The organism is Oceanicella actignis, from assembly GCF_008124525.1.
Classification (GTDB): domain Bacteria; phylum Pseudomonadota; class Alphaproteobacteria; order Rhodobacterales; family Rhodobacteraceae; genus Oceanicella; species Oceanicella actignis.
Map to the genome: position 1 here is coordinate 80,343 of NZ_VNHJ01000008.1, position 19,685 is coordinate 100,027.

General features: G+C 70.0%; 20 protein-coding genes. 3 read left to right on the plus strand and 17 right to left on the minus strand.

The window, feature by feature from the left end; translation table 11 throughout:
- Nucleotide 1: 1 nt before the first annotated feature.
- The 12 genes from LY05_RS11750 to LY05_RS11805 form a co-directional block, all read right to left on the minus strand.
- Nucleotides 2-526, minus strand: a complete 525-nt coding sequence (locus LY05_RS11750; protein WP_148923290.1) for a prepilin peptidase — start codon at nt 524-526, stop codon at nt 2-4.
- An 83-nt stretch (nt 527-609) separates the two neighbouring features.
- Complete coding sequence (locus tag LY05_RS11755; protein ID WP_072747710.1) at nt 610-1,461, minus strand: tetratricopeptide repeat protein; 852 nt, start codon at nt 1,459-1,461, stop codon at nt 610-612.
- A complete protein-coding gene (locus LY05_RS11760) occupies nt 1,458-2,033 on the minus strand; it encodes a tetratricopeptide repeat protein (RefSeq protein ID WP_072747711.1) in 576 nt (191 codons plus the stop codon). The genes LY05_RS11755 and LY05_RS11760 overlap by 4 nt, the downstream gene beginning before the upstream one ends.
- A complete protein-coding gene (locus LY05_RS11765; RefSeq protein WP_148923291.1) occupies nt 2,030-3,145 on the minus strand; it encodes a type II secretion system F family protein in 1,116 nt (371 codons plus the stop codon). Before LY05_RS11765 ends, LY05_RS11760 begins: the two co-directional genes overlap by 4 nt.
- A 10-nt stretch (nt 3,146-3,155) precedes the next feature.
- Nucleotides 3,156-4,118, minus strand: a complete 963-nt coding sequence (locus LY05_RS11770) for a type II secretion system F family protein (RefSeq protein ID WP_072747712.1) — start codon at nt 4,116-4,118, stop codon at nt 3,156-3,158.
- A gap of 18 nt (nt 4,119-4,136) precedes the next feature.
- Nucleotides 4,137-5,546, minus strand: a complete 1,410-nt coding sequence (locus LY05_RS11775; protein WP_072747713.1) for a TadA family conjugal transfer-associated ATPase — start codon at nt 5,544-5,546, stop codon at nt 4,137-4,139.
- Between the two features lie 9 nt (nt 5,547-5,555).
- The gene (locus tag LY05_RS11780; RefSeq protein ID WP_148923292.1) at nt 5,556-6,776 is read right to left on the minus strand and encodes a CpaE/TadZ family protein; all 1,221 of its coding nucleotides are present in this window, start codon (nt 6,774-6,776) and stop codon (nt 5,556-5,558) included.
- Nucleotides 6,777-6,900: 124 nt separating this feature from the next.
- Nucleotides 6,901-7,539 carry an OmpA family protein gene (locus tag LY05_RS11785; RefSeq protein ID WP_148923293.1) on the minus strand — a complete coding sequence of 213 codons (639 nt, stop codon included), beginning with the start codon at nt 7,537-7,539 and terminating at the stop codon, nt 6,901-6,903.
- Nucleotides 7,540-7,544: 5 nt separating this feature from the next.
- Nucleotides 7,545-8,966, minus strand: a complete 1,422-nt coding sequence (locus LY05_RS11790; RefSeq protein WP_072747716.1) for a type II and III secretion system protein family protein — start codon at nt 8,964-8,966, stop codon at nt 7,545-7,547.
- Between the two features lie 176 nt (nt 8,967-9,142).
- Complete coding sequence (cpaB, locus tag LY05_RS11795; protein ID WP_148923294.1) at nt 9,143-9,976, minus strand: Flp pilus assembly protein CpaB; 834 nt, start codon at nt 9,974-9,976, stop codon at nt 9,143-9,145.
- A gap of 110 nt (nt 9,977-10,086) precedes the next feature.
- On the minus strand, nt 10,087-10,281 hold the full coding sequence (locus LY05_RS11800; protein ID WP_072747718.1) for a hypothetical protein: 195 nt from the start codon (nt 10,279-10,281) through the stop codon (nt 10,087-10,089).
- A gap of 202 nt (nt 10,282-10,483) precedes the next feature.
- Nucleotides 10,484-10,696 (minus strand): hypothetical protein, encoded by a 213-nt coding sequence (locus LY05_RS11805; protein WP_148923295.1) that lies wholly within the window; start codon nt 10,694-10,696, stop codon nt 10,484-10,486.
- A 174-nt stretch (nt 10,697-10,870) separates the two neighbouring features.
- On the opposite strand from LY05_RS11805, the gene LY05_RS11810 reads away from it, so the two are divergent.
- Nucleotides 10,871-11,620, plus strand: coding sequence for a lytic transglycosylase domain-containing protein (locus LY05_RS11810; protein WP_170258989.1), 750 nt, complete (start codon nt 10,871-10,873; stop codon nt 11,618-11,620).
- A gap of 36 nt (nt 11,621-11,656) precedes the next feature.
- On the opposite strand, the gene LY05_RS11820 is transcribed toward LY05_RS11810, so the two are convergent.
- Together LY05_RS11820 and LY05_RS11825 are read right to left on the minus strand one after the other, a co-directional pair.
- Nucleotides 11,657-12,286 (minus strand): CoA transferase subunit B, encoded by a 630-nt coding sequence (locus tag LY05_RS11820; RefSeq protein WP_072747721.1) that lies wholly within the window; start codon nt 12,284-12,286, stop codon nt 11,657-11,659.
- 2 nt (nt 12,287-12,288) lie between these two features.
- Nucleotides 12,289-12,993, minus strand: coding sequence for a CoA transferase subunit A (locus tag LY05_RS11825; RefSeq protein ID WP_072747812.1), 705 nt, complete (start codon nt 12,991-12,993; stop codon nt 12,289-12,291).
- A 201-nt stretch (nt 12,994-13,194) separates the two neighbouring features.
- Between LY05_RS11825 and LY05_RS11830 the strand changes: the two genes are divergently transcribed.
- The gene (locus LY05_RS11830) at nt 13,195-13,830 is read left to right on the plus strand and encodes a hypothetical protein (protein WP_148923297.1); all 636 of its coding nucleotides are present in this window, start codon (nt 13,195-13,197) and stop codon (nt 13,828-13,830) included.
- 133 nt (nt 13,831-13,963) lie between these two features.
- Entirely contained in the window at nt 13,964-15,418 is a 1,455-nt protein-coding gene (locus LY05_RS11835) for an NAD-dependent succinate-semialdehyde dehydrogenase (protein WP_083581406.1), read from the plus strand.
- Nucleotides 15,419-15,460: 42 nt separating this feature from the next.
- On the opposite strand, the gene LY05_RS11840 is transcribed toward LY05_RS11835, so the two are convergent.
- The 3 genes from LY05_RS11840 to carA are packed head-to-tail and all read right to left on the minus strand — an operon-like array spanning nt 15,461 to nt 19,631.
- Entirely contained in the window at nt 15,461-16,459 is a 999-nt protein-coding gene (locus tag LY05_RS11840) for an MBL fold metallo-hydrolase (RefSeq protein ID WP_170258990.1), read from the minus strand.
- Between the two features lie 52 nt (nt 16,460-16,511).
- Nucleotides 16,512-18,398: a glycosyltransferase gene (locus tag LY05_RS15560; protein WP_072747724.1), complete on the minus strand. Its 1,887-nt coding sequence runs from the start codon at nt 18,396-18,398 to the stop codon at nt 16,512-16,514.
- Between the two features lie 60 nt (nt 18,399-18,458).
- On the minus strand, nt 18,459-19,631 hold the full coding sequence (carA, locus tag LY05_RS11850; RefSeq protein WP_148923299.1) for a glutamine-hydrolyzing carbamoyl-phosphate synthase small subunit: 1,173 nt from the start codon (nt 19,629-19,631) through the stop codon (nt 18,459-18,461).
- Between the last annotated feature and the right edge of the window lie 54 nt (nt 19,632-19,685).

Sequence of the window (19,685 nt, forward strand, 5' to 3'; positions counted from 1 at the left end):
GCTAACCCCAGAGCCAGAAGGGCGCCGGCACGTCGGGCGCGCGCGCGCGCAGGATCAGATAGCTGATCATCGCCGCGCCGATCGAAACGCCCATGGGGAAATGCGCGCCGCGGCGCAGCGCCTTCCAGCCGCGCGCGCGCCCCCCGAGCGCCGCGCGCGCCGCCATCAGCGCCGCCAGGCCCACTCCCAGCCAGAACGCCAGCAGGAACAGCGCGCCGGCCGCGTCCTCGGGCCGCACGAACAACGCGCAGGCCGCCAGCAGCTTGGCGTCGCCGCCGCCCATGCGTCCGAAGAAGAAGAACGCATAGCACGCCGCCAGCACCGCCAGCGCGCCCAGCGCGCGCGCCTGGACCTCGTCCGCGCCCAGCGCCCAGAACGCGAAAGGCGCGAACAGCGCCGCCGTCGCCCCGGTCAGCCAGTTGGGAATGCGCATCCGCCGCAGATCCCACCACATCGCCGCCAGCATGAGCGGGCCGAGGACGGGGAGCAGCGCCGCCTCGGGCGCGTCGAGGGAAGGCAGGGTCATCACGCGGCGAACGCTCCTGCGCGGCCATGACGCCGGCGGGGCCGGGCGCGGCGGCCGCGCAGCGCCGCGCCCCCCGCATCACGCTACTCGTCAAGCGCGGCAAGCTTGGCCGCCGCCGCCTCGAAATGACGCGGATGGGCCTCGACCGCCTCGGCGAACAGGCCGCGCGCCACCGCCTTGTCGCCCTGACGCAGGGCCAGAAGGCCCAGATTGTGCTTGAGGATCGCGCGCTCCTCATCGGTCATGGACACCAGGGGCAGGCGGTAGCGGCGCTGCAGCCCGTAGGTCAGCGCCAGATTGTTCTTGGCGCTGAACAGCGACGGATCATAGGTCAGCGCCTTTTCGAACGCCTCTTCGGCGCCGGCGAAATCGCCGCGTGCCATCTTCGACACGCCCCAGTTGTTGTAGACCGGCGCGGGCTGGGCCGCCATCTGGCGCGCGCGCTCATAGGCGGCGTCCGCGGCCGCCCAGTCGCGGCGATGATCGGCCAGAAGGGCCTCGAGCATCAGGCGCCGCGCCGAAACGAAGCCCTCGGGCAAGAGCGCCAGCTGCGCGGCCACGTCGTCCCACTGTTCGAGCCGGGCCAGCGCATGGGCGTATTCGACCCGGTCGGCCGGCTGCGCGCGCCCCGCCTCGATCAGCGCGCGGAAGGCGAGACGCGCCTCGGGATACTTGCGCGCGCGCATCAGCGCATAGGCGTAGCCGCGCTGAAGATCCTCGCGGTCGGGGTTCTGGGCCAGGGTCTTGCGGAAATACTCGACCGCATCCTCGGCATCCGCGACCGTGAGCATGATGTCGTTCAGGTTCAGATTGTCGATCGGGTTCGTGTCGAGCCTTGCGGTCTTCGCGTCCTGCGCCCCCTGCTGGGCGCAAGCCGAGAGAAGGCCGAGCAGGACGAAGGCGGCAAGTCCGCGCGCTGCGCTGCGGGCGATCATGAGGGAAGCTCTCCTTCGCGGGTCATGATGTAAAGGCCCCCGCCAAGGGGCACGACGTCGTATTCGCGCCGCTCGGGCGGCTCGGCGCCGGCAAGGCGCGCCTGTTCGGCCTGCATGGCGATGGCCGCGTTCGCCGCGATGTCGCCGCGCGCGCCGTCGGTCAGGGCGAAGGCGGCCTCGAACTGGCGGCGGGCGCCGGCATAGTCGCCCAGATCGAACAGCGTCGCGCCCAGATTGTTGCGCAGCATCGCATCGTCCGGGTAAAGCTCGACCCCCCGCGCGAAGATGCGGCGCGCCTGACGCACGCGCCCAAGCCGCAAGGTCGCCACGCCCAGCCCGGCCAGGACGCGAGGGGTCGCCCCCTCTTGCGCCATGGCCAGGCGAAAGGCCTTGAGCGCCGGTTCCGCCTGCCCCTCGGCCAGCAGGCGCAGGCCATGCTCGGCCGCGCCGACGCCCTGGGGCGGGATGGCCGGCGAGGCGGCGGCGCGCGCCGTCGGGCCGGGGGCGGGCGCGCAGCCCGCCAAGGCCGCGGCGGCCAGCGCCGCGCACAGCGCGCGCGCCGCCCGCGTCATCGGCCGAACCCGGTCAGCGCGTTGACGATGTCGACCAGCGACGGGCCGATCAGGATCAGCATCAGCGGCGGCACCGTGAACATCATGGTCCCCAGCGTCAGCTTGGTGGGCAGAACGTTGGCCTTCTCCTCGGCCCGCATCAGGCGCTTGTCGCGCATCTCGGCCGCATAGACCCGCAGCGCCTCGGCGACCGAGGTGCCGAAGGTGGCAGACTGCACCAGAACGGTCACGAAGCTGGACACGTCGTTCACGCCCGTGCGCTTGGCGAAGTCGCGCAGCACCGTCGCGCGGTCCTTGCCCGCGCGCATCTCGCTCGAGATGATCTCGAACTCTTCGGCCAGCGAACCATGGGCGTGCTTGATCTCCTTCGAGACGCGCATCAGCGCCTGGTCCAGCGACTGACCCGCCTCGACGCAGATCAGCATCAGGTCGAGCGCGTCGGGAAAGCCGTTGCTGATCTCTTCCTGGCGCTGCTGCTTGCGCCGCGTCACCCAGTAGGACGGCGCCAGATAGCCCAGCCCCATCGCGCCGCCGGCGACCATCAGGTAGGTGGCCGGCTCGACGCCGTCCTTGCGCAGGCTCAGATAGCCGATGGCCAGAAGCACGAACAGCAGCGCGAACAGACCGCGCGCCAGGTAGAAGGTGCGCACCGCGCTGCGCGAGCGATAGCCCGCCTGCAGCAGCGTGTGCCGGATCGAGCTGAGCTCGGCCTCGTCCTTGGGCTCGAGATACGGGGCCAGGGCGTCCAGCTTGCTGGACCCCTGGTCGTAGCGCAGCTTGACCACCTGCTCGCTGCGCGACTTGAGCCCGCGCATGTTGATGTGCGGGCGGCCCAGCTTCTCGATCGGGTCCTGCTTCTTCTTCAGCAGGAGCGGCGTGGCCGAGGCGATCAGGAAGGCGGCCAGGGCGGCCAGCGCATAGACCGGGCCGAGGGGGCCGAAGGCGCGCGTCAGAAAGGCGATGATGAGGTCGGGAATCGAGCCTCCGCCCGCCGCCGGCGCGCTGGCCGGCACGATGGGCGTCGGCGCGGCCTGCTGCGCCAGGGCGCCCGCGGCCCCCAGCGCCAGCGCCGCCGCGGCGGCGATCAACCTTGCATGTCGCACGCGCGCCATCCGCCCTCCCCTAGACCTTGATGTTGACCATCATGCGCATGAAGATGACGTTCAGCACAAGCATGACGGCCACCGCGATGGTCGCGGGCACGAACAGCGGATGGTCCACGACGCCGTCGTAGTAGTCGGGCTTGACCAGCTGCACCACGATCAGCGCCAGCACCGGGAAGACCGACAGGAACCAGCCGGACCAGCGCGCCTCGGCGGTGATGGCCTTGATCTTGCGGAACAGCTTGAAGCGCGCGCGGATGACGTTGGACAGGCCCTCCAGGATCTCGGCCAGGTTGCCGCCCGACTGGCTCTGGATCATCACCGCCACCGCCAGGAAGCGCAAGTCCTGCAGCTCGACCCGCTGGGCCAGCCGGTCGAGCGACTCGGTCACGTCCATGCCGTAGGTCGCCTCGTCGGCGATGATGCCGAACTCGGTGCCGATGGGGTCGGGCATTTCCTGCGCCACGATCGAGATCGCGGCCGAGAACGGGTGGCCGATGCGCAGCGAACGCACCATCAGCTCGACCGCGTCGGGCAGCTGCTCTTCGAACAGGGCGATGCGCTTCTTGGCGCGGTTGCGCAGCCACACGAACATGATGAAGTAGCCCATCATGACCGCCACCGGAATGCGCACCGCCTGCGCGGCGCTCGAGAACCAGCTCAGCGCCAGGTAGGACAGGCCCATCGCCGCCAGCATGATCAGCGTGATCATGGCCGGCGACCAGGCGATGTTGGCCTTGGCGGCGTAGTCGAACAGCGGCGCCAGCAGCGGAACCGACGCGGCCCCCTCGTGCTGCTCGCGCTCCTTGCGCAGCTGGGTCAGGACCTCTTCGGGGTCGCCCCCCTGCTCGAGCAGCTGAAGGCGCCGGTTGACCTTCTTGGCCTGACGGACGGACTTGCCGAAGGCCAGAAGATACAGGCCCTCGACCATCAGGAGGACCCCGATGAAGACGAAGGCGAAAACCAGCGGCTCGAGCGACATGCGGCGCGTCTCCTCCGATCAGCCCAGGCGCCGGTTGGGCTTGTAGATGTCGTTGGGCAGGTCGTAGCCCCACTGCTTGAAGCGCTCGGCGAAGGCCGAGCGGATGCCGGTGGCCACGAAATGGCCGATGATGCGGCCGTCGGCGTCCACGCCCTCGCGCTGGAACTTGAAGATTTCCTGCATGGCGATGACGTCGCCCTCCATGCCCGTGATCTCGGAGATCGACATCATGCGCCGCGAGCCGTCCGACAGGCGCGAGACCTGCACGATGACGTGGATCGCCGAGGCGATCTGCGCGCGCACCGCCCGCAGCGGGATCTCGACGCCGGCCATCAGCATCATGTTCTCGACGCGCGCGGTGGCGTCGCGCGGGTTGTTCGCGTGGATCGTGGTCATCGAGCCGTCATGGCCGGTGTTCATGGCCTGAAGCATGTCCATGACCTCGGCGCCGCGGGTCTCGCCCACGATGATGCGGTCGGGGCGCATGCGCAGGGCGTTGCGCAGAAGGTCGCGCTGCGTGACCTCGCCCTTGCCCTCGACGTTGGGCGGGCGGCTTTCCATGCGGCCCACATGGGTCTGCTGCAGCTGAAGCTCGGCCGTGTCCTCGATGGTGACGATGCGCTCGTTGTTGTCGATGAAGCTGGACAGCGCGTTGAGCGTGGTCGTCTTGCCCGAGCCCGTGCCGCCCGACACCAGGATGTTCAGCCGCGTGGCCACGGCGGCCTGCAGATAGGCGGCCATCTCTTCGGTGAAGGCGCCGTTGGCGATCAGCTTGTCGATCGACAGCGGCTTTTTCGAGAATTTGCGGATCGACAGCAGCGGCCCGTCCACCGCGCAGGGCGGCACCAGCGCGTTGACGCGGCTGCCGTCGGCCAGGCGCGCGTCCACCCAGGGCTGGCTCTCGTCCACGCGCCGGCCCACGGCCGAGACGATCTTGTCGATCACGCGCAGCAGGTGCTTTTCGTCCTTGAACTCGACATCCGTCAGCTGAAGCTTGCCGAAACGTTCGACGAAGACCTGCTTGTGGCCGTTGACGAGAATGTCGGTGATGGTCTCGTCCTTGAGCAGCGGCTCGAGCGGACCGAGGCCCGTCACCTCGTCCATCAGCTCCGAGGTCAGCTGCTCGGCCTCGGCGGCGCTGAGCACCACGCCCATCTCGCGCAGCCCCTCGCGCGCGATGGCGGCGACCTCGCGGCGCAGCTCGGCCTCGGGCACCTTGTCGATGATCGACAGGTTGAGCGTCTCGAGCAGGCGGCGGTGCAGATCGACCTTGATGGTCAGAAGGCGCTGGCGACGCTTGGCCTCGCGCGACACCTCGGCGGCGTCGGGCGACGCGGCGGCGGCGGCCTTGCGCAGGCGGCCGGGCTCCTCCTCGGTCTTGCGGGCGATGGGCGGCGGCGGAGCGGTCTTGGCGTAACGCTTGAACATGCGGCCTCCTTACGCGATCGCCGCCTGCGCGGCGGCCACGCTTTCGGCCAGCGTGCGCGCCACGCGGCGGATCTCCTTGCGCAGCGGATTGGAACGCGCGTAGATCTCGAGCGGCGAGCCGTGATCGCAGGCCTGGGTCACCGTCTTGCCGCCGTCGGGCAGCATGATCGAGTATTCGATGCCCAGGCTTTCGGCCATCCGCTTGACGCGCGCCTTGCCCGACATGTCGGCGAAGCCCGGCGCGCGGTTCATGATGAAATCCAGCTTCTCGATCGGCAGATCCTCGGCCTTGAGCGTGCGCAGGAAGCGCAGCATGTTCTGGGCCGAGCGCATGTCGATCTCCATGGACACGAAGAAACGCTCGGCCGCGTGCAGCAGCGTCTCGGTCCAGTGGGTCAGCGTCGTGGGCATGTCCACGATGACGAAATCGTATGAGTGCGTGGCCAGCGACAGCAGCTTCTTGACGTCCTCGGGGCCGATGATGTCCAGCGGAAGCGCGTCCATGGGCGCCGTCAGCACCGCCAGCCGCTTCTGGAAGCTGGTCAGCGCCGAGGCGAGGCTGTCGTGGTCCATCGTCTCGGCCTCGGACAGCAGCTCGAAGATCGACTCGAGGCGCGGCAGGTCCAGATAGGTGGCCACCGAGCCGTATTGGAAGTCGAAATCCATGATGCAGACGCGCTTGTTGGCCTTGCGCGTCTCGAGCGCCAGCTCCCAGGCGAGGTTGACCGCGAAGGTGGTCGAGCCCACCCCGCCCGAAACCCCATAGACGGGCAGCACCACGCCGCGCCGGCCGCGTCCCTTGGCCTGCCCCATCTCGGCCGCGGCGTCGCGGTTGCGCAGCCGCTCCATGGTCTCGGCCAGGGCGCCTTCGGGGGTCGGATAGGGCAGGAAGTCGTCGGCGCCGGCGCGCATCAGCGCGTGCATCGAGGCCGGGCCGATGTCCTTGGCCAGCAGGATCACGGGCAGCCCCGAGGCCTTGACCGCGGCGATCAGCGTCGCGATCTCCTTCACCCGGCCCTCATCCGCGGCGTCCACGCCCACCAGCACGGCCTCGAGCGTTTCGGGGGCGCCGGCGGCGACCAGCTTGCGCATCTCGGCATAGCCGATCGGCGCCCAGGCGTCGTCGGGAAACTCGCCGCGCAGCTCGTCGCCGATGGCCTGGAAGACCGCGAAATTGTCCGCCACCGCGTAAAGCTCGACGGGTCTGGACTTGATTCGACGCAACTGCATGATCACAGCCTTCGCTTCATGACGCGCGGTCGGCGGCCGCGGGCGGCGCGCCCGACCTCAACCGCGCGCGGCGGGCGCCGCGCGCGAAACACTGGACGGGCCGGCGCGGCGCCGGCCCTGCCGGTCACCCGCCGCCGCCGCTGGTCGACGAGGCCTTGGCGAATTCTATGCGGTCGAAGGTGTATTCCTTGTAACCGAGCAGGGCGCGCTTGCCGTCCATGGAATCGCCGACATAGCCGCGCTCGAACCCGGCCACCTGGGTCACCGCGCGGCGGTTGCGGCGCTCGCGCTCTTCGGTCTGGACGACGGGCTCGCGCTCGCCGCGGCTTTCGACCGCGTCGAGACGGTTGCGCTCGACCCCCTTCGAGACCAGGTAGCGCACCACCGCGCGAGCGCGGCGCAGGCCGAGGCGGTCGTTGTAGGCCTCGGAGCCGACCTTGTCGGCATGGCCATAGATGCGCATGCGCACCTTCGGATGCGCCTTGAGCCACGCCGCCTGCGCGTCCAGCGCGCGGCGCGCGTCCGCGTCCAGAACCGCCTTGTCGAAGTCGAAGGTCACGGTGTCGGGTGCCTCGGCGCGGAACTTGTCCGACATGGCCACCAGGCGCCGGTCGGCATAGGCGTAGGCAGCCTGGCCGATGACGTTGGAGGCGGTCGCGGAGCCGAAGGACGCCCCCGTGGCGGCCGAACCGGCGGGACGGTCGGCGCAGGCCGACAGCAGCGTTGCGGCGCCCAGCGCCGCGGCAATGACAATACGCGTCATCTTCATCACTCCATCACATAGCCATAGGCGCCCTCGAAGCCGCCGGCGGCGACCGCGCCCGCCGGGCCTTCAAGCTTGCCGAACAGGAACAGCTCCGACTCGTCGGGGATCGCGATGCGATCGGTCGGAAGGCTCAGCGCCTCGCCCGCCGTCGGGGTGACGAGATGCGCGGTGACGATGATCACCAGCTCGGTCTGGCGGCGCTGGTAGTCGCTCGAGCGGAACAGCGTGCCCAGCACCGGAACGTCGCCCAGCCACGGGATCTGGTTGGCGTTGTCGATGAAGTCGTCCTGCAGCAGGCCGGCGATGGCGAAGCTCTCGCCGTCGCGCAGCTCGATGGTGGTCTTCGAGCGGCGGGTCGAGAAGCCGTTGTAGGTGAAGCCGGCGCTCTGGACCACGATGCTGTTGTCGATGGCGCTCGATTCGGCCTCGAGCTCGAGATTGATCAGATCGTCGTCCACCACCGTGGGCGTGAAGGACAGGCTGACGCCGAAGGGCCGGTATTCGACCGAGATGCCGTCATCCGAGCGCACGGGGATGGGATAGTTGCCGCCCGCCAGGAAGGTGGCGTTGTCGCCCGACAGGGCCACAAGGTTCGGCTCGGCCAGCGTGCGCGCAAGGCCCTTCGATTCCATCGCGTCGATGGCCAGGTTGGCCACGAAGCCGCCCGCGGCGAAGCCCAGGCGCACGAGGCCGTCGGGCGAACCCGAGGGCGTGTATGAGGTGGACAGGCCCGCGCCGCCGCTCCCGCCGGGCACCGGACGGCCGGGGACGTTGACGCCGCCGATATAGTCGCCCGTGTTCGTGTTCAGGCCGAAATTGCCGGCGGTGAAGCCCAGCGCCCAGTTGAAGCCCAGCTCCTTGGACGCGCTGCGCTGCACCTCGGCGAAGCGGACCTTGAGCATGACCTGCTGCGTGCCGCCCACATTCATCATGTTCGACACGCGGCCCGGGGCGTAGCGCTCGGCCAGCTCCATGGCGCGCGCCAGCTTGGCCACGCCCGAGACGGTGCCCGAAAGCACGATCCCGTTGTTGGCGGCGCGCACCTCGATGGGCTCGCCGGGCAGGATCTCGCGCAGGCGGGTCTTGAGCTCGGCCAGGTCGGGCGAGACGCGGATGGTCAGATTGGCGATCAGCCGCCCGCCCGCGCCCAGCAGCGTCAGCGTGGTGCGGCCGGGCTGCTTGCCCAGGACGTAGATCGTCCTGTTCGAAAGCGCGGCCACGTCGGCGATGCCCGGATTGGCCACCGACACCTCGGCGAAGGGCTCGGCCGCCTCAAGCACCACCGCCCGGTTCACATCCACGGCCAGGTCCCGCGACGCGGCCCCCTGCGCGACTCTCAACACCGACGACTGCGCATCGGCTCCGCCCGACGCCGCGACGACGGCCAGGGCCGCCGCCACACATGCTGCACGCAACACATTCATACTCGCTCTCCCAGAGGCAGGCCCGCGCATGACCACAATCACGCCACACGCATCGATACATCGCAGACTTTAGCAACGCCTGCGTTAAACACAAGCATTCAAGGGTTTACGAAGAGAAGCTCGGGAAGTTTCCCGATTTTCTTCAGATCAGGTTCAGAATTTGGCGAATCCGGCCATCATTCGACGGTCACGCTTTGCAGCTCCGCGGCGCCGCGACGCACCTTGACCTTCAGCTCCTCGGGCTCGGGCGCGGCCGGCGCGTCCGCGACCGCTTCGGGCTCGTCGCCCAGAAGATCTTCGCGCGTGATTCCCTCGGCGTCCGAGACGTCCTGGGCGCCGAAGCCGCGCAGCGCCAGCGTGATCTTGCCAAGGCTCTGCGCCAGGGTCAGCTGCTCGACCTGGCGCGGGGTGACCTGAACCGTCACCGTCCGCGCGACTCGGGCGTCGATTCGGTCGCGGTCGGTGTCCTGGTCGACCGCGATCACCTCGATGTTCTGCATCAGATACTTGGTCTTGATGCCCTCGTTGCGGTCCTTGTAGGTCAGAATCACGTCGATCCGCGTGCCGGGCAGCATGAAGCCGCCGATCGACGACACCGCGTTGACCTGAAAGGTGTGCGCCCGCATCCCCGGATCGAGCAGCGCGGCGACGGTCGCCTTCTCGCCGAAGCCGGTGACCTTGGACTTCAGGATCGGCTCGTTCGGCTCCATGCGGCGCAGCACCGTGCGCGGCTCGCCGCCCTTGACGAACAGGTCCTCGAGCCGCTGAAAGCCGTTGGCCGGCGCGGCGTTCTTGGGCCATTCGACCATGCGCACGCTTTTCTCGGTCAGCGGCTCGCCATAGCGCAGATCCTTGGCCGCCACCGCGATCTTGACCGTCGGGATGGTCCTGATCTTGGGCTGCTGCGCAAGCTGGGCCTGAGCCTGCTTGAACATGCCGTACATGTAGTAGACCGATCCGCCCGCAAGGGCGAAGCCCGCCAGCAACACGAGGATGGCGATCATACGCATGGGTCACGTCCTTCGCGAAAAGCCGCCCGACGCGGATGGCGCGGGCGGCTTTCGTTCTTACACCAGGGCGGGGCGCAAGTCACCCTGCCGCGGATCGCGAGGCGACGGCGTCAGCCGCCGGTCACGTTCGAGTACTGAAGCTCGGTCGAGATGCTGCTGACCAGCGACGAGATCTGGCCGTCCAGCACGCTGATGGCGCCGATCGCCAGCACGACCACCGCGGCGGTCAGCACGACCCAGTCCACGGTCACGGCGCCGGACTCGTCGGTCACGGCGCGACGGAGCTTCGAAATGATCCAGTTCATGTTGCTTCCTTCCGATGCACACCACGACGTTCCACATGAACGCCGTTCACTTGAACGCTTGGCGCAGGGCGCCTTCATCGCGGCATCCCCGGCGGCCCCCCGGCCAGCCGTGACGCGCTCCGAAAGCCTAACCGCGAATCATCCGTTTGGGAACCTGTTTATGAATGCCGCCTTGACGGCGAAGCGGAACGCGCCCGAATCTTCAGTTCCCGAACAGGCTGGCGCCATAGGCGCTGACCTCGCTTGCCGAAGCGTCCACGATGTCGGCGAAGCCGAGCCAGACCGGACCAACGGCGAAAATGAATGCGACCACAACCATCGCGGTCAGAACAACCCAATCGACGGTGACCGCACCCTTCTCGCATGCGACGAACCGCCTTGGCGCCTTGCGCGCCACGCAATCGACAATCATCATGGACACTCTCCGGCCGAACCCGCGCCGTCGTTACGCTGGCGTTCAGAATAGCGAGGTTCGCCGCAAACGGGAAGGCGTGAATTCGGGATGATGGGCGCGGGATCCTGGCGCGGGGGCGGAGGCGCGCGGCGCGGCGGGGGGTGGACGCCCCGGGCGGCTCGCCAAATGATTGCAGTGGCGCATCTTTTTGCAGCCATCGCGGGCGCCGCCTGCCTGCCGGCGAAGGCGGCCGGCCTGCCGGTCGTGCGCAGCGCTCCGCTCGAATCGGACTTCTCGTTTCGCCGCGTGCGCCCGCCGGCGCCCGGCGCGCGGCGGCGAATCATCTTCGAGACTCCGCCCGCGGCCGCGCCCGCCGCGGTCGAAGAGTTCTGGCGCCGGATCGATCCGCGCCTGTCGGCCGCAAGCCCCGACCGGCTCGCGGCCGCGGCCCGGTCCGCGCGCGAATCGGTGCGCGCGCCCCAGCCCGAGGCCCTCGAGCACGTGGCGCGCCGGCACGGCCTGGCGCTGACTCGGGCCGAGGCCCGGCGGCGCGTCTCGCGCGCGTTGCTGATGGCGATGATCGCCGTCGAATCGGGCGGCAGGGAAAATGCGCGCAGCCCCGCCGGCGCCCTCGGGCTGATGCAGCTCATGCCCGCCACCGCGCGGCGCGTCGGCGTGCGCGACCCGCTCGACCCGGCGCAGAACATCGCCGGCGGCGCCGCCTATCTGGACATGCTGCTGCGAATGTTCGACGAGGACGCGGTGCTGGCGCTTGCCGCCTACAATGCCGGCGAGAACGCCGTGATCAGCCATGGCGGCGTACCGCCCTGGCCCGAGACCCGCGCTTATGTTCCGAAGGTCCTGGCCGCCTTCGCGGCCCTTGGCGAGCGGCTGTGCGCCGCGCCGCCGCGCGGGCCGCGCGATCCTTGCCCGCCCGCGCCGTGAAGGCCGGCGGCGCGCGGCGCGCCGCCGGCGCGGCCGTCATTCGACCAGCGTCGCCTCGGTGTTGGCGCGCAGCTCGTCCATGGTGACGCCGGGCGCCAGCTCGACGACCTTGAGGCCGCCCTCCACCACGTCCAGAACGCCCAGATTGGTGATGATCCGGTCAACCACCCCCTTGCCGGTCAGCGGCAGGGTGCATTCCTTCAGCACCTTCGACTGGCCGTGCTTGTTGGCGTGGTCCATCACCACCACCACGCGCCCGACGCCGGCCACCAGGTCCATGGCGCCGCCCATCCCCTTGACCAGCTTGCCGGGGATCATCCAGTTCGCCAGATCGCCGGTCTCGCTGACCTCCATCGCGCCCAGGATCGCCATGGCGATCTTGCCGCCGCGGATCATGGCGAAGCTTTCGGCGCTGTCGAAATAGGCCGAGTGCGGCAGCTCGGTGATCGTCTGCTTGCCGGCGTTGATCAGGTCGGGGTCCTCTTCGCCCTCGTAGGGGAAGGGGCCGATGCCCAGCATGCCGTTCTCGGACTGGAGCGTGACGTGCACGCCCTCGGGAATGTAGTTGGCCACCAGCGTCGGAATGCCGATGCCCAGATTGACATACATGCCGTCCTCGAGCTCGCGCGCCGCGCGCGCGGCCATCTGATTGCGGTCCCAGGGCATGCTCAGGCCTCCTCGCGCTTGCGCACGGTGCGCTGTTCGATGCGTTTCTCGTGATCGCCCTTGATCAGGCGGTGCACATAGATGCCGGGCAGGTGGATGTGGTCGGGATCGAGGCTGCCGACGGGCACGATCTCTTCGACCTCGGCGACGCAGATGCGGCCGCATTTCGCCGCCGGCACGTTGAAGTTCCGCGCCGTCTTGCGGAAGATCATGTTGCCGGTCTCGTCGGCCTTCCAGCCCTTGACGATGGCCAGGTCCGCCACGATGGCGCGCTCGAGGATGTAGGTCTTGCCGTCGAACTCCTTGTGCTCCTTGCCCTCGGCGATGACGGTGCCCACCCCCGTGGCGGTGTAGAAGCCCGGAATGCCCGCGCCGCCGGCGCGCATGCGCTCGGCCAGCGTGCCCTGGGGCGTGAACTCCAGCTCCAGCTCGCCCGACAGATACTGGCGCATGAACTCGGCGTTCTCGCCCACATAGGACGAGATCATCTTGCGCACCTGGCGCGTCTGCAGCAGCAGCCCCAGGCCGAAATCATCCACGCCCGCGTTGTTCGAGGCGATGGTCAGATCCTTGACGCCCGAGTCGCGGATCGCCGCGATCAGGTTCTCGGGAATGCCGCACAGGCCGAATCCGCCCGCCGCGATGGTCATTCCGTCGAACAGGAGGCCGTCAAGCGCCTCCTGCGCCGAGCCGTAGACCTTCTTCATGTCCATCCTCCGACTGCGGCGGCCCCGCGGCCGCCCCTTCCGTGCGGGCAAGTTCTCGGACAGGCGGGCGCGCAAGTCAACGCGCGGCGGGTTGCGCGAAACGACCGGATTGGTTTCAACCTGGGTCAAGGTCAACAAGGGCGCGACCTTTCCGGCCTGCGCCGCCAGGGTCGCGCGAAACCCGCCATGCGGAGAATCGAGATGATCAGACCCATTCTTTTCGCCCTTGCCGCCGCGACGGGGCTTGGCGCCCAGGCCGCCAGCGCCCTGCCCGTGACCGATTTCACCGGCGACTACGCCTTTTCGAACTTCTCCGTGACCCGATACGGCGCGTTGGGCTGCGCGTCGGGCCTCGTCGTCGTCAACGGCGCGCAGTCGGTCGACATCGGCGGCTGCAACGACGAGACCGGCGAAGCGGCCTGGATCTCGTTCACCGCCGTGTCGCAGGACGCCGGCTACGTGAATTTCTCGTATGATCTGAGAAACTTCGACGCCGAGGGGCCCGGCTGGGACTATTTCTACATCACGCTCAACCATCTCGAGCACAACCTTGGCGGGGCGGATGCGACCGACGCCGGCCCGATCAGCTTCGCGGTCGCGCCGGGCGACGTGTTCGGCTGGATGGTCCATGCCGTCGACGACATCGCCGGACCGTTGGCGGCGACGATCAAGGGCTTTTCGGTCACGAGCGCCCCGACGGGCGCGGTGGCAAGCGGCTTCGCCGATCTTGCGCCGAACCCGGTCCCGGTTCCCGGCGCGCTGGGGCTTCTGGCGATGGGTCTGGCGGGGCTGGCCGCCGCCGCCCGCCGCCAGAGGGCCCGCCGCGCCGCGGCCTGAGGGCGGCGCGGACCGGCGCCCCCGCCGGGCCGGCCGTCGCCCCCGATCGACGGCGCGGGGTTTGCCGGCCCACGTGCGCGGCGCTATGACTTGACGGCGAAGATCGCCAAGGCAAGCCTGGGAGGCGCTGCGAATGAAGCTCAAGGACCCCACCCTTCTGACCGGCAGATCCTATGTCGGCGGCGTCTGGACCGACGGTCCCGGCGGCAAGACGTTCAAGGTGGTCAACCCCGCCACCGGCCAGACCGTGGCCGAATGCGCCGATCTGGGCGCGGAGGAGACCCGCCGCGCCATCGACGCGGCCTACGAGGCGCAAAAGCCCTGGGCGGCCAGGCTGGCTTCCGAGCGCGGCGCGCTGTTGATGAAGCTGCACGACCTGATGGTCGAGAACGCCGACGACCTGGCAACCATCCTGACCAGCGAGCAGGGCAAGCCCTGGGCCGAGGCGCGCGGCGAGATCCTTTACGGCGCAAGCTTTCTCAAATGGTTCGCCGCCGAGGCCGAGCGCGTCTATGGCGACGTGATCCCGCCCGCCGCGCCGGGCAAGCGAATCGTCGTGCTCAAGCAGCCCATCGGCGTGGTCGCGGCGATCACGCCGTGGAACTTCCCCAACGCCATGATCACGCGCAAGATCGGCCCGGCCCTGGCCGTCGGCTGCACCGTGGTCTGCAAGCCGGCCAAGCAGACGCCCCTGTCGGCCATCGCCATCGCCGTGCTGGCCGAGCGCGCGGGCTTTCCGCCGGGGGTGCTCAACGTCGTCTGCGGGTCGTCCGCCTCGGCCATCGGCAACGAGATGTGCGCCAACGAGAAGGTGCGCAAGCTGACCTTCACCGGCTCGACCGAGGTCGGGCGCGTGCTCATGCGCCAGTGCGCCCATGACATCAAGAAGCTGGGGCTCGAGCTGGGCGGCAACGCGCCCTTCATCGTCTTCGACGACGCCGATCTGGACGCCGCGGTCGAAGGGGCCATGGCCTCGAAGTTCCGCAACGCCGGCCAGACCTGCATCTGCGCCAACCGCATCTATGTCCAGGAAAGCGTGCGCGAGGCCTTCGTCGCCCGCCTGGCCGAGCGCGTGCGCGCCCTGCGCGTGGGCGACGGGCTGGAGGAAGGCGTGACCACCGGCCCCCTGATCGACGAGGCCGCCGTGGCCAAGGTCGAAGAGCACATCGCCGACGCGCTGGCCAAGGGCGGGCGCCTGGTGGTCGGCGGCAAGCGTCACGCGCTGGGCGGGCTGTTCTTCGAACCCACCGTCATCGACGGCGCCACGGCGCAGATGAAGGTCGCGCGCGAAGAGACCTTCGGCCCGCTGGCGCCGGTCTTCTCGTTCTCGGACGAGGCCGAGGCCATCGCGCTGGCCAACGACACCGAGTTCGGCCTGGCCGCCTATTTCTACGCGCGCGACATCGGCCGCTGCTGGCGCGTGGCCGAGGGGCTGGAATACGGCATCGTCGGGGTCAACGACGCCCTGCCCTCGACCGCCGTGGCGCCTTTCGGCGGCATGAAGCAGTCGGGCCTGGGGCGCGAGGGCTCGAAATACGGCATCGACGATTTCGTCGAGATCAAATACCTCTCGATGGGCGGGATCTGACCCCCGTCCGGGCGCCCGCCCCCATCGGGGGCGGGCGCAACCTCAGACGTCGAACTGGTAGGTCGCGGGCACGAAGCGGAACCCTTCGCCCAGCGGCTCGACGAAACCGACGGCCGGGAAGGGCATGTGATAGCCGACGAAGGGAATGCGGTCGGCCGCGATCATGCCGAACAGGCTCTTGCGCGTGGCGGCGGCGGCTTCCTTGTCCATGTCGTAGCGCACGTGCCAGTCGGGGCGCTGCAGCGAGACCACATAGTGGTTGCACGCATCGGCGCACAGCATCAGCCGCCGCCCCTCGCTTTCCAGATGCCACGCCATGTGACCGGGCGTGTGGCCGAAGGCGGCCACCGCCTCGATGCCCGGGGCGACCGCGTCGCCGGGCTTGACGAAGCGCGCGCGCTCGGCCAGCGGAACCACCTTCTCCTGCACCAGACGGGCCACGCGCTCGGTCGGCCCGGAATCGCGCCCCGGCGCGGTCCAGAAATCGTATTCCGCGGCTCCGATCACATAGCGCGCATTGGGAAAGGCCGGCGCGCCGCTCTCGGTCAGCCCGCCGATATGGTCGGGATGCATGTGCGTAAGGACCACCACGTCGATCTGCTCGGGGGTCACGCCCGCCTCGGCCAGACGCGCGCGCAGCCCGCCCATGGCCGGGCGCGCGCCCTCGCCCAGGCCGGTGTCGAACAGGATCAGCTCGGCCCCCGTGTTGACCAGGGTTGGCGTGAACCCGTTCACGAAGCGCCCGGCGGGCAGGAAGTTGGCCTCGAGCAGCGCGGCGACCTCTTCGGCGCTCACATTCTGTCCGAAGATCGGGTGCGGCCCCTCGCCCGCGCGCATGCCGTCGGACAGGGTGGCGACCTCGAACGCGCCCAGCTCGAAGCGCCGGACGAGCCCGCGCGTCGGGCCGGCCTTGGGCGCCGCGGCGCGCGCGGGCGCAGGCGCGCCAAGGGTCAGCGCCGCGGCGACCGGCGCGGCGGCCAGCGCCGACAGCGCGGCGCGGCGGCCGACGCCCTTCGGGGCGGAAACGTTCATCTGCGACATGGCGATCACTCTCCCTTGCATACGCGGCCCGAGCGGCCGCCCATGGGGAAAGCTAGCGCGAACGCGGGAATTTCCACAGCCCCCGGCGCGGCGGGCGGCCATGCTCGGTCTTGTCCCAGTAAAGGGGCGCGGCGGCGGCCTCGACCAGGGATTTGAGCGCCGAGGCGACGCCCATGGGCCAGTAGAAGGGCAGGCTGAGCGCGGTCGGGATCAGGTTGCGCCGCCCCGCGCGCCGCAGCGCCAGCACCGACGACCCCGCCATCACCGCCTGCCCCATCAACAGCGCGCCGGCCAGCGCATGGCCCAGCGCGCCCAGCGCCGCGGCGGGGTCGAAGACCGGGCCCGCCAGCGCCGGCCACACCCAAACCGCCCAGAAAAGCGGCTGCGCCAGAAAGGCGCTGGCCGCCCCCAGAAACAGCGCCTGAAAACCCAGAAAGCCCCGCGGCCCCAGATCGCGCCACAGCCGGCGCGGCGCGCGCATGTGGGTGAGCCAGGTCATCAGATAGCCCTTCTGCCAGCGCGAGCGCTGACGGATCCACGCAAGGGGGGTGCGCGTCGCCTCCTCGTCGGTCTCGCTGTCGATCAGGCCCGTCACATAGCCCGCCCGCGCCAGGCGGATGCCCAGATCCGCGTCCTCGGTGACGTTGTGCGCATCCCACGCCCCGAGGCGCTCGAGCGCGGCGCGGCGGAAGAACAGCGAGGTGCCCCCCAGCGGCAGCGGGAAGCCCAGCTGCGCCATGCCCGGCAGCATGACGTGGAACCAGGTCGCGTATTCGACCGCGAAGCATCGCGGTATCCAGCCGTCGGCCTCGTTGCGGAAGGCGAGGCGCGCCTGCACGCAGGCCAGCTTGGCCGACGAGCCGGCGAAGGCCGCCGCCACCTTGCGCAGCTGGCGCGGCTCGGGCCGGTCCTCGGCGTCGTAGACGCCGATGATGTCGCCGCTGGCGAAGTCCAGCGCGTGGTTGAGCGCGCGCGGCTTGGTGCGCGGCCCCCCCGGCGGGGTCACCAGAATGCGCGCCCAGCGCGGCGGGTCGGCGGCCTCGATCGCGGCGCGGGTGGCCTCGTCGCCTTCCTCGAGCGCGAGAATGGCCTCGAGCCGCTCGGGCGGGTAATCGAGCGCGCGCAGCCCCTCGATCAGCTGCGCCGCCACCTGCGGCTCGCGGTAGAGGGCGATGATGAGGGTGATGCGCGGCGGCGGGCCCGGCTCGGGCTCGGCGGGCGCGGGACAGGGCAGCACGCTTCGCCGCGCCGGCAGCGCCATGACCGCCAGGCGCAGCCCCACATTCACCGCGTTGAGCGCCAGCGCCGCCAGGAACAGCGCCGGCAGCGCCAGCTGCGGCGCCAGCGCCAGCAGCGCCGCCGCCCCCGCCAGCGCCGCGCCCAGCGCCAGCCGCGGGCCGGGGCGGGTCAGCCCCCGCGCCGAAAGCCGCTCGGGCGTGCGCGAGGCCGCGCGGCGGGCCAGCTCGGGGGCGAAGCGGGCGCTCAGAACCGCCTCGAACGCCTCGGGCGCGCAGGCGACGACCTCGACGTCCAGATGGCGCGGAACGCGGAAGGCCCTGCGCAGGAACAGCTCCGCGCCCATCAGCGCGCCCGGGTCGGCGGCGGCGAAGACCAGCCGTCCCTCTTCGCGCCGCCAGGGCAGCGCGCGCCGCTGAAGGCAATGGATCAGGTCGCCCTCATCCATCAGCGAGGGGTCGGGGGGCTGGGCCTCGAGGTCAATGAAGGGCCGGGCGCGCTGCTCGGCCAGCGCGGCCAGAACGTCGGCGCGGCGCACCGCGCCCGAGGCGCAAAGGATCTCGCCCAGCGGCGCGCCCACCCGGCGCTGGCGCCGCAGCGCGGCCTTCAGCCTGCGGCGCGAAACCGCCCCGCGCGCGACCAGGATCTCTCCCAGCCGGGGCGGGGCGGCGCGCTCGGTGCTCGCCAGATCGACTTGCGCCATGAACTGCACTCCTGATGAGAGCAGGCTAGGCGCAAGACGGTTAACGGAAGGTTTCCAGCCTCAGAGCGACGCCGCGAAGCGCTCGAACAGATAGAAGCTGTCCTGCGGGCCGGGGCTGGCCTCGGGGTGGTGCTGCACCGAGAACACCGGCCGCTCGCGCATGCGGATGCCGCAGTTCGAGCCGTCGAAAAGCGAGACATGCGTCTCGATCACGCCCTCGGGCAGGGTCTGGGCGTCGACCGCGAAGCCGTGGTTCATCGAGGTGATCTCGACCTTGCCGGTCTCCAGATCCTTGACCGGATGGTTCGCGCCGTGATGGCCGTGGCTCATCTTGATCGTGCGCGCGCCCAGCGCCAGGGCAAGCATCTGGTGGCCAAGGCAGATGCCGAAGATCGGCAGTCCCCTGTCCAGAATGGCGCGGATCATGGGAACGGCGTATTCGCCCGTCGCGGCCGGATCGCCGGGACCGTTCGACAGGAACACGCCCTTGGGATCATGCGCCAGCACCTCTTCGGCCGTGGCGGTCGCGGGCAGCACGATCACCTCGCACCCGGCCTCGGCCAGGCAACGCAGGATGTTGCGCTTGGCGCCGTAGTCCACGGCGACCACCCGCTTGCCCGGCCCCTGGCGGCGAGGAAAGCCGCCGGGCCAGGCCCAGCGCATCTCGTCCCAGCGATAGGACTGGCGGCAGGTGACCTCGCGCGCCAGGTCCGCGCCCTCGAGCCCCGGGAACGCGCGCGCGCGGGCGATCAGGTCGTCCACGTCGAATTCGCCGCGCGGATCATGGGCGATGGCCACGTGCTGCGCGCCGCCCAGCCGGATCTTGCGCGTCAGGCGCCGGGTGTCCACGCCGCCGACGCCGATGCGCCCGCGCGCGGCCAGCCAGCGCCGCAGATCCCCCGCCGCGCGCCAGTTCGAGGGCGCCGTCGGGTCCCACTTGACCACCATGCCCAGCGCCGCGGGCTGCGCGCTTTCGTCGTCCTCGTCATTGACGCCGACATTGCCCACATGCGGGAAGGTGAAGGTGATCACCTGGCCCGCATAGGAGGGGTCGGTCATGATCTCCTGATAGCCGGTCATGGCGGTGTTGAAGACCAGCTCGCCCACCGCCACGCCCTCGGCGCCGAAGCCTCGGCCGTAGAACACCGAACCGTCGGCGAATGCGATGCAGGCGGTCGCGGCGTCGGGCGCGCGGCGCGTTTGCGCGGGCGCGCTGGCGGCGGTGTCGGTCATGAAGGGACCCCGGAGCTTGGATTTTCGTCGCGCGGAAGCTAGATGCGGCCGCGT

Excerpts from the sequence above, each read along its gene's own strand:
- LY05_RS11785 (WP_148923293.1), bottom strand. The coding sequence starts at position 7,539 with ATGACGCGTATTGTCATTGCCGCGGCGCTGGGCGCCGCAACGCTGCTG.
- LY05_RS11805 (WP_148923295.1), bottom strand. The coding sequence starts at position 10,696 with ATGATGATTGTCGATTGCGTGGCGCGCAAGGCGCCAAGGCGGTTCGTC.
- LY05_RS11780 (WP_148923292.1), bottom strand. The coding sequence starts at position 6,776 with ATGCAGTTGCGTCGAATCAAGTCCAGACCCGTCGAGCTTTACGCGGTG.
- LY05_RS11770 (WP_072747712.1), bottom strand. The coding sequence starts at position 4,118 with ATGTCGCTCGAGCCGCTGGTTTTCGCCTTCGTCTTCATCGGGGTCCTC.
- LY05_RS11775 (WP_072747713.1), bottom strand. The coding sequence starts at position 5,546 with ATGTTCAAGCGTTACGCCAAGACCGCTCCGCCGCCGCCCATCGCCCGC.
- LY05_RS11835 (WP_083581406.1), top strand. The coding sequence starts at position 13,964 with ATGAAGCTCAAGGACCCCACCCTTCTGACCGGCAGATCCTATGTCGGC.
- LY05_RS11760 (WP_072747711.1), bottom strand. The coding sequence starts at position 2,033 with ATGACGCGGGCGGCGCGCGCGCTGTGCGCGGCGCTGGCCGCCGCGGCC.
- cpaB (WP_148923294.1), bottom strand. The coding sequence starts at position 9,976 with ATGCGTATGATCGCCATCCTCGTGTTGCTGGCGGGCTTCGCCCTTGCG.
- LY05_RS11820 (WP_072747721.1), bottom strand. The coding sequence starts at position 12,286 with ATGCCCTGGGACCGCAATCAGATGGCCGCGCGCGCGGCGCGCGAGCTC.
- LY05_RS11750 (WP_148923290.1), bottom strand. The coding sequence starts at position 526 with ATGACCCTGCCTTCCCTCGACGCGCCCGAGGCGGCGCTGCTCCCCGTC.
- LY05_RS11765 (WP_148923291.1), bottom strand. The coding sequence starts at position 3,145 with ATGGCGCGCGTGCGACATGCAAGGTTGATCGCCGCCGCGGCGGCGCTG.
- LY05_RS11800 (WP_072747718.1), bottom strand. The coding sequence starts at position 10,281 with ATGAACTGGATCATTTCGAAGCTCCGTCGCGCCGTGACCGACGAGTCC.
- LY05_RS11840 (WP_170258990.1), bottom strand. The coding sequence starts at position 16,459 with ATGTCGCAGATGAACGTTTCCGCCCCGAAGGGCGTCGGCCGCCGCGCC.
- carA (WP_148923299.1), bottom strand. The coding sequence starts at position 19,631 with ATGACCGACACCGCCGCCAGCGCGCCCGCGCAAACGCGCCGCGCGCCC.
- LY05_RS11755 (WP_072747710.1), bottom strand. The coding sequence starts at position 1,461 with ATGATCGCCCGCAGCGCAGCGCGCGGACTTGCCGCCTTCGTCCTGCTC.
- LY05_RS11830 (WP_148923297.1), top strand. The coding sequence starts at position 13,195 with ATGATCAGACCCATTCTTTTCGCCCTTGCCGCCGCGACGGGGCTTGGC.
- LY05_RS11790 (WP_072747716.1), bottom strand. The coding sequence starts at position 8,966 with ATGAATGTGTTGCGTGCAGCATGTGTGGCGGCGGCCCTGGCCGTCGTC.
- LY05_RS15560 (WP_072747724.1), bottom strand. The coding sequence starts at position 18,398 with ATGGCGCAAGTCGATCTGGCGAGCACCGAGCGCGCCGCCCCGCCCCGG.
- LY05_RS11825 (WP_072747812.1), bottom strand. The coding sequence starts at position 12,993 with ATGAAGAAGGTCTACGGCTCGGCGCAGGAGGCGCTTGACGGCCTCCTG.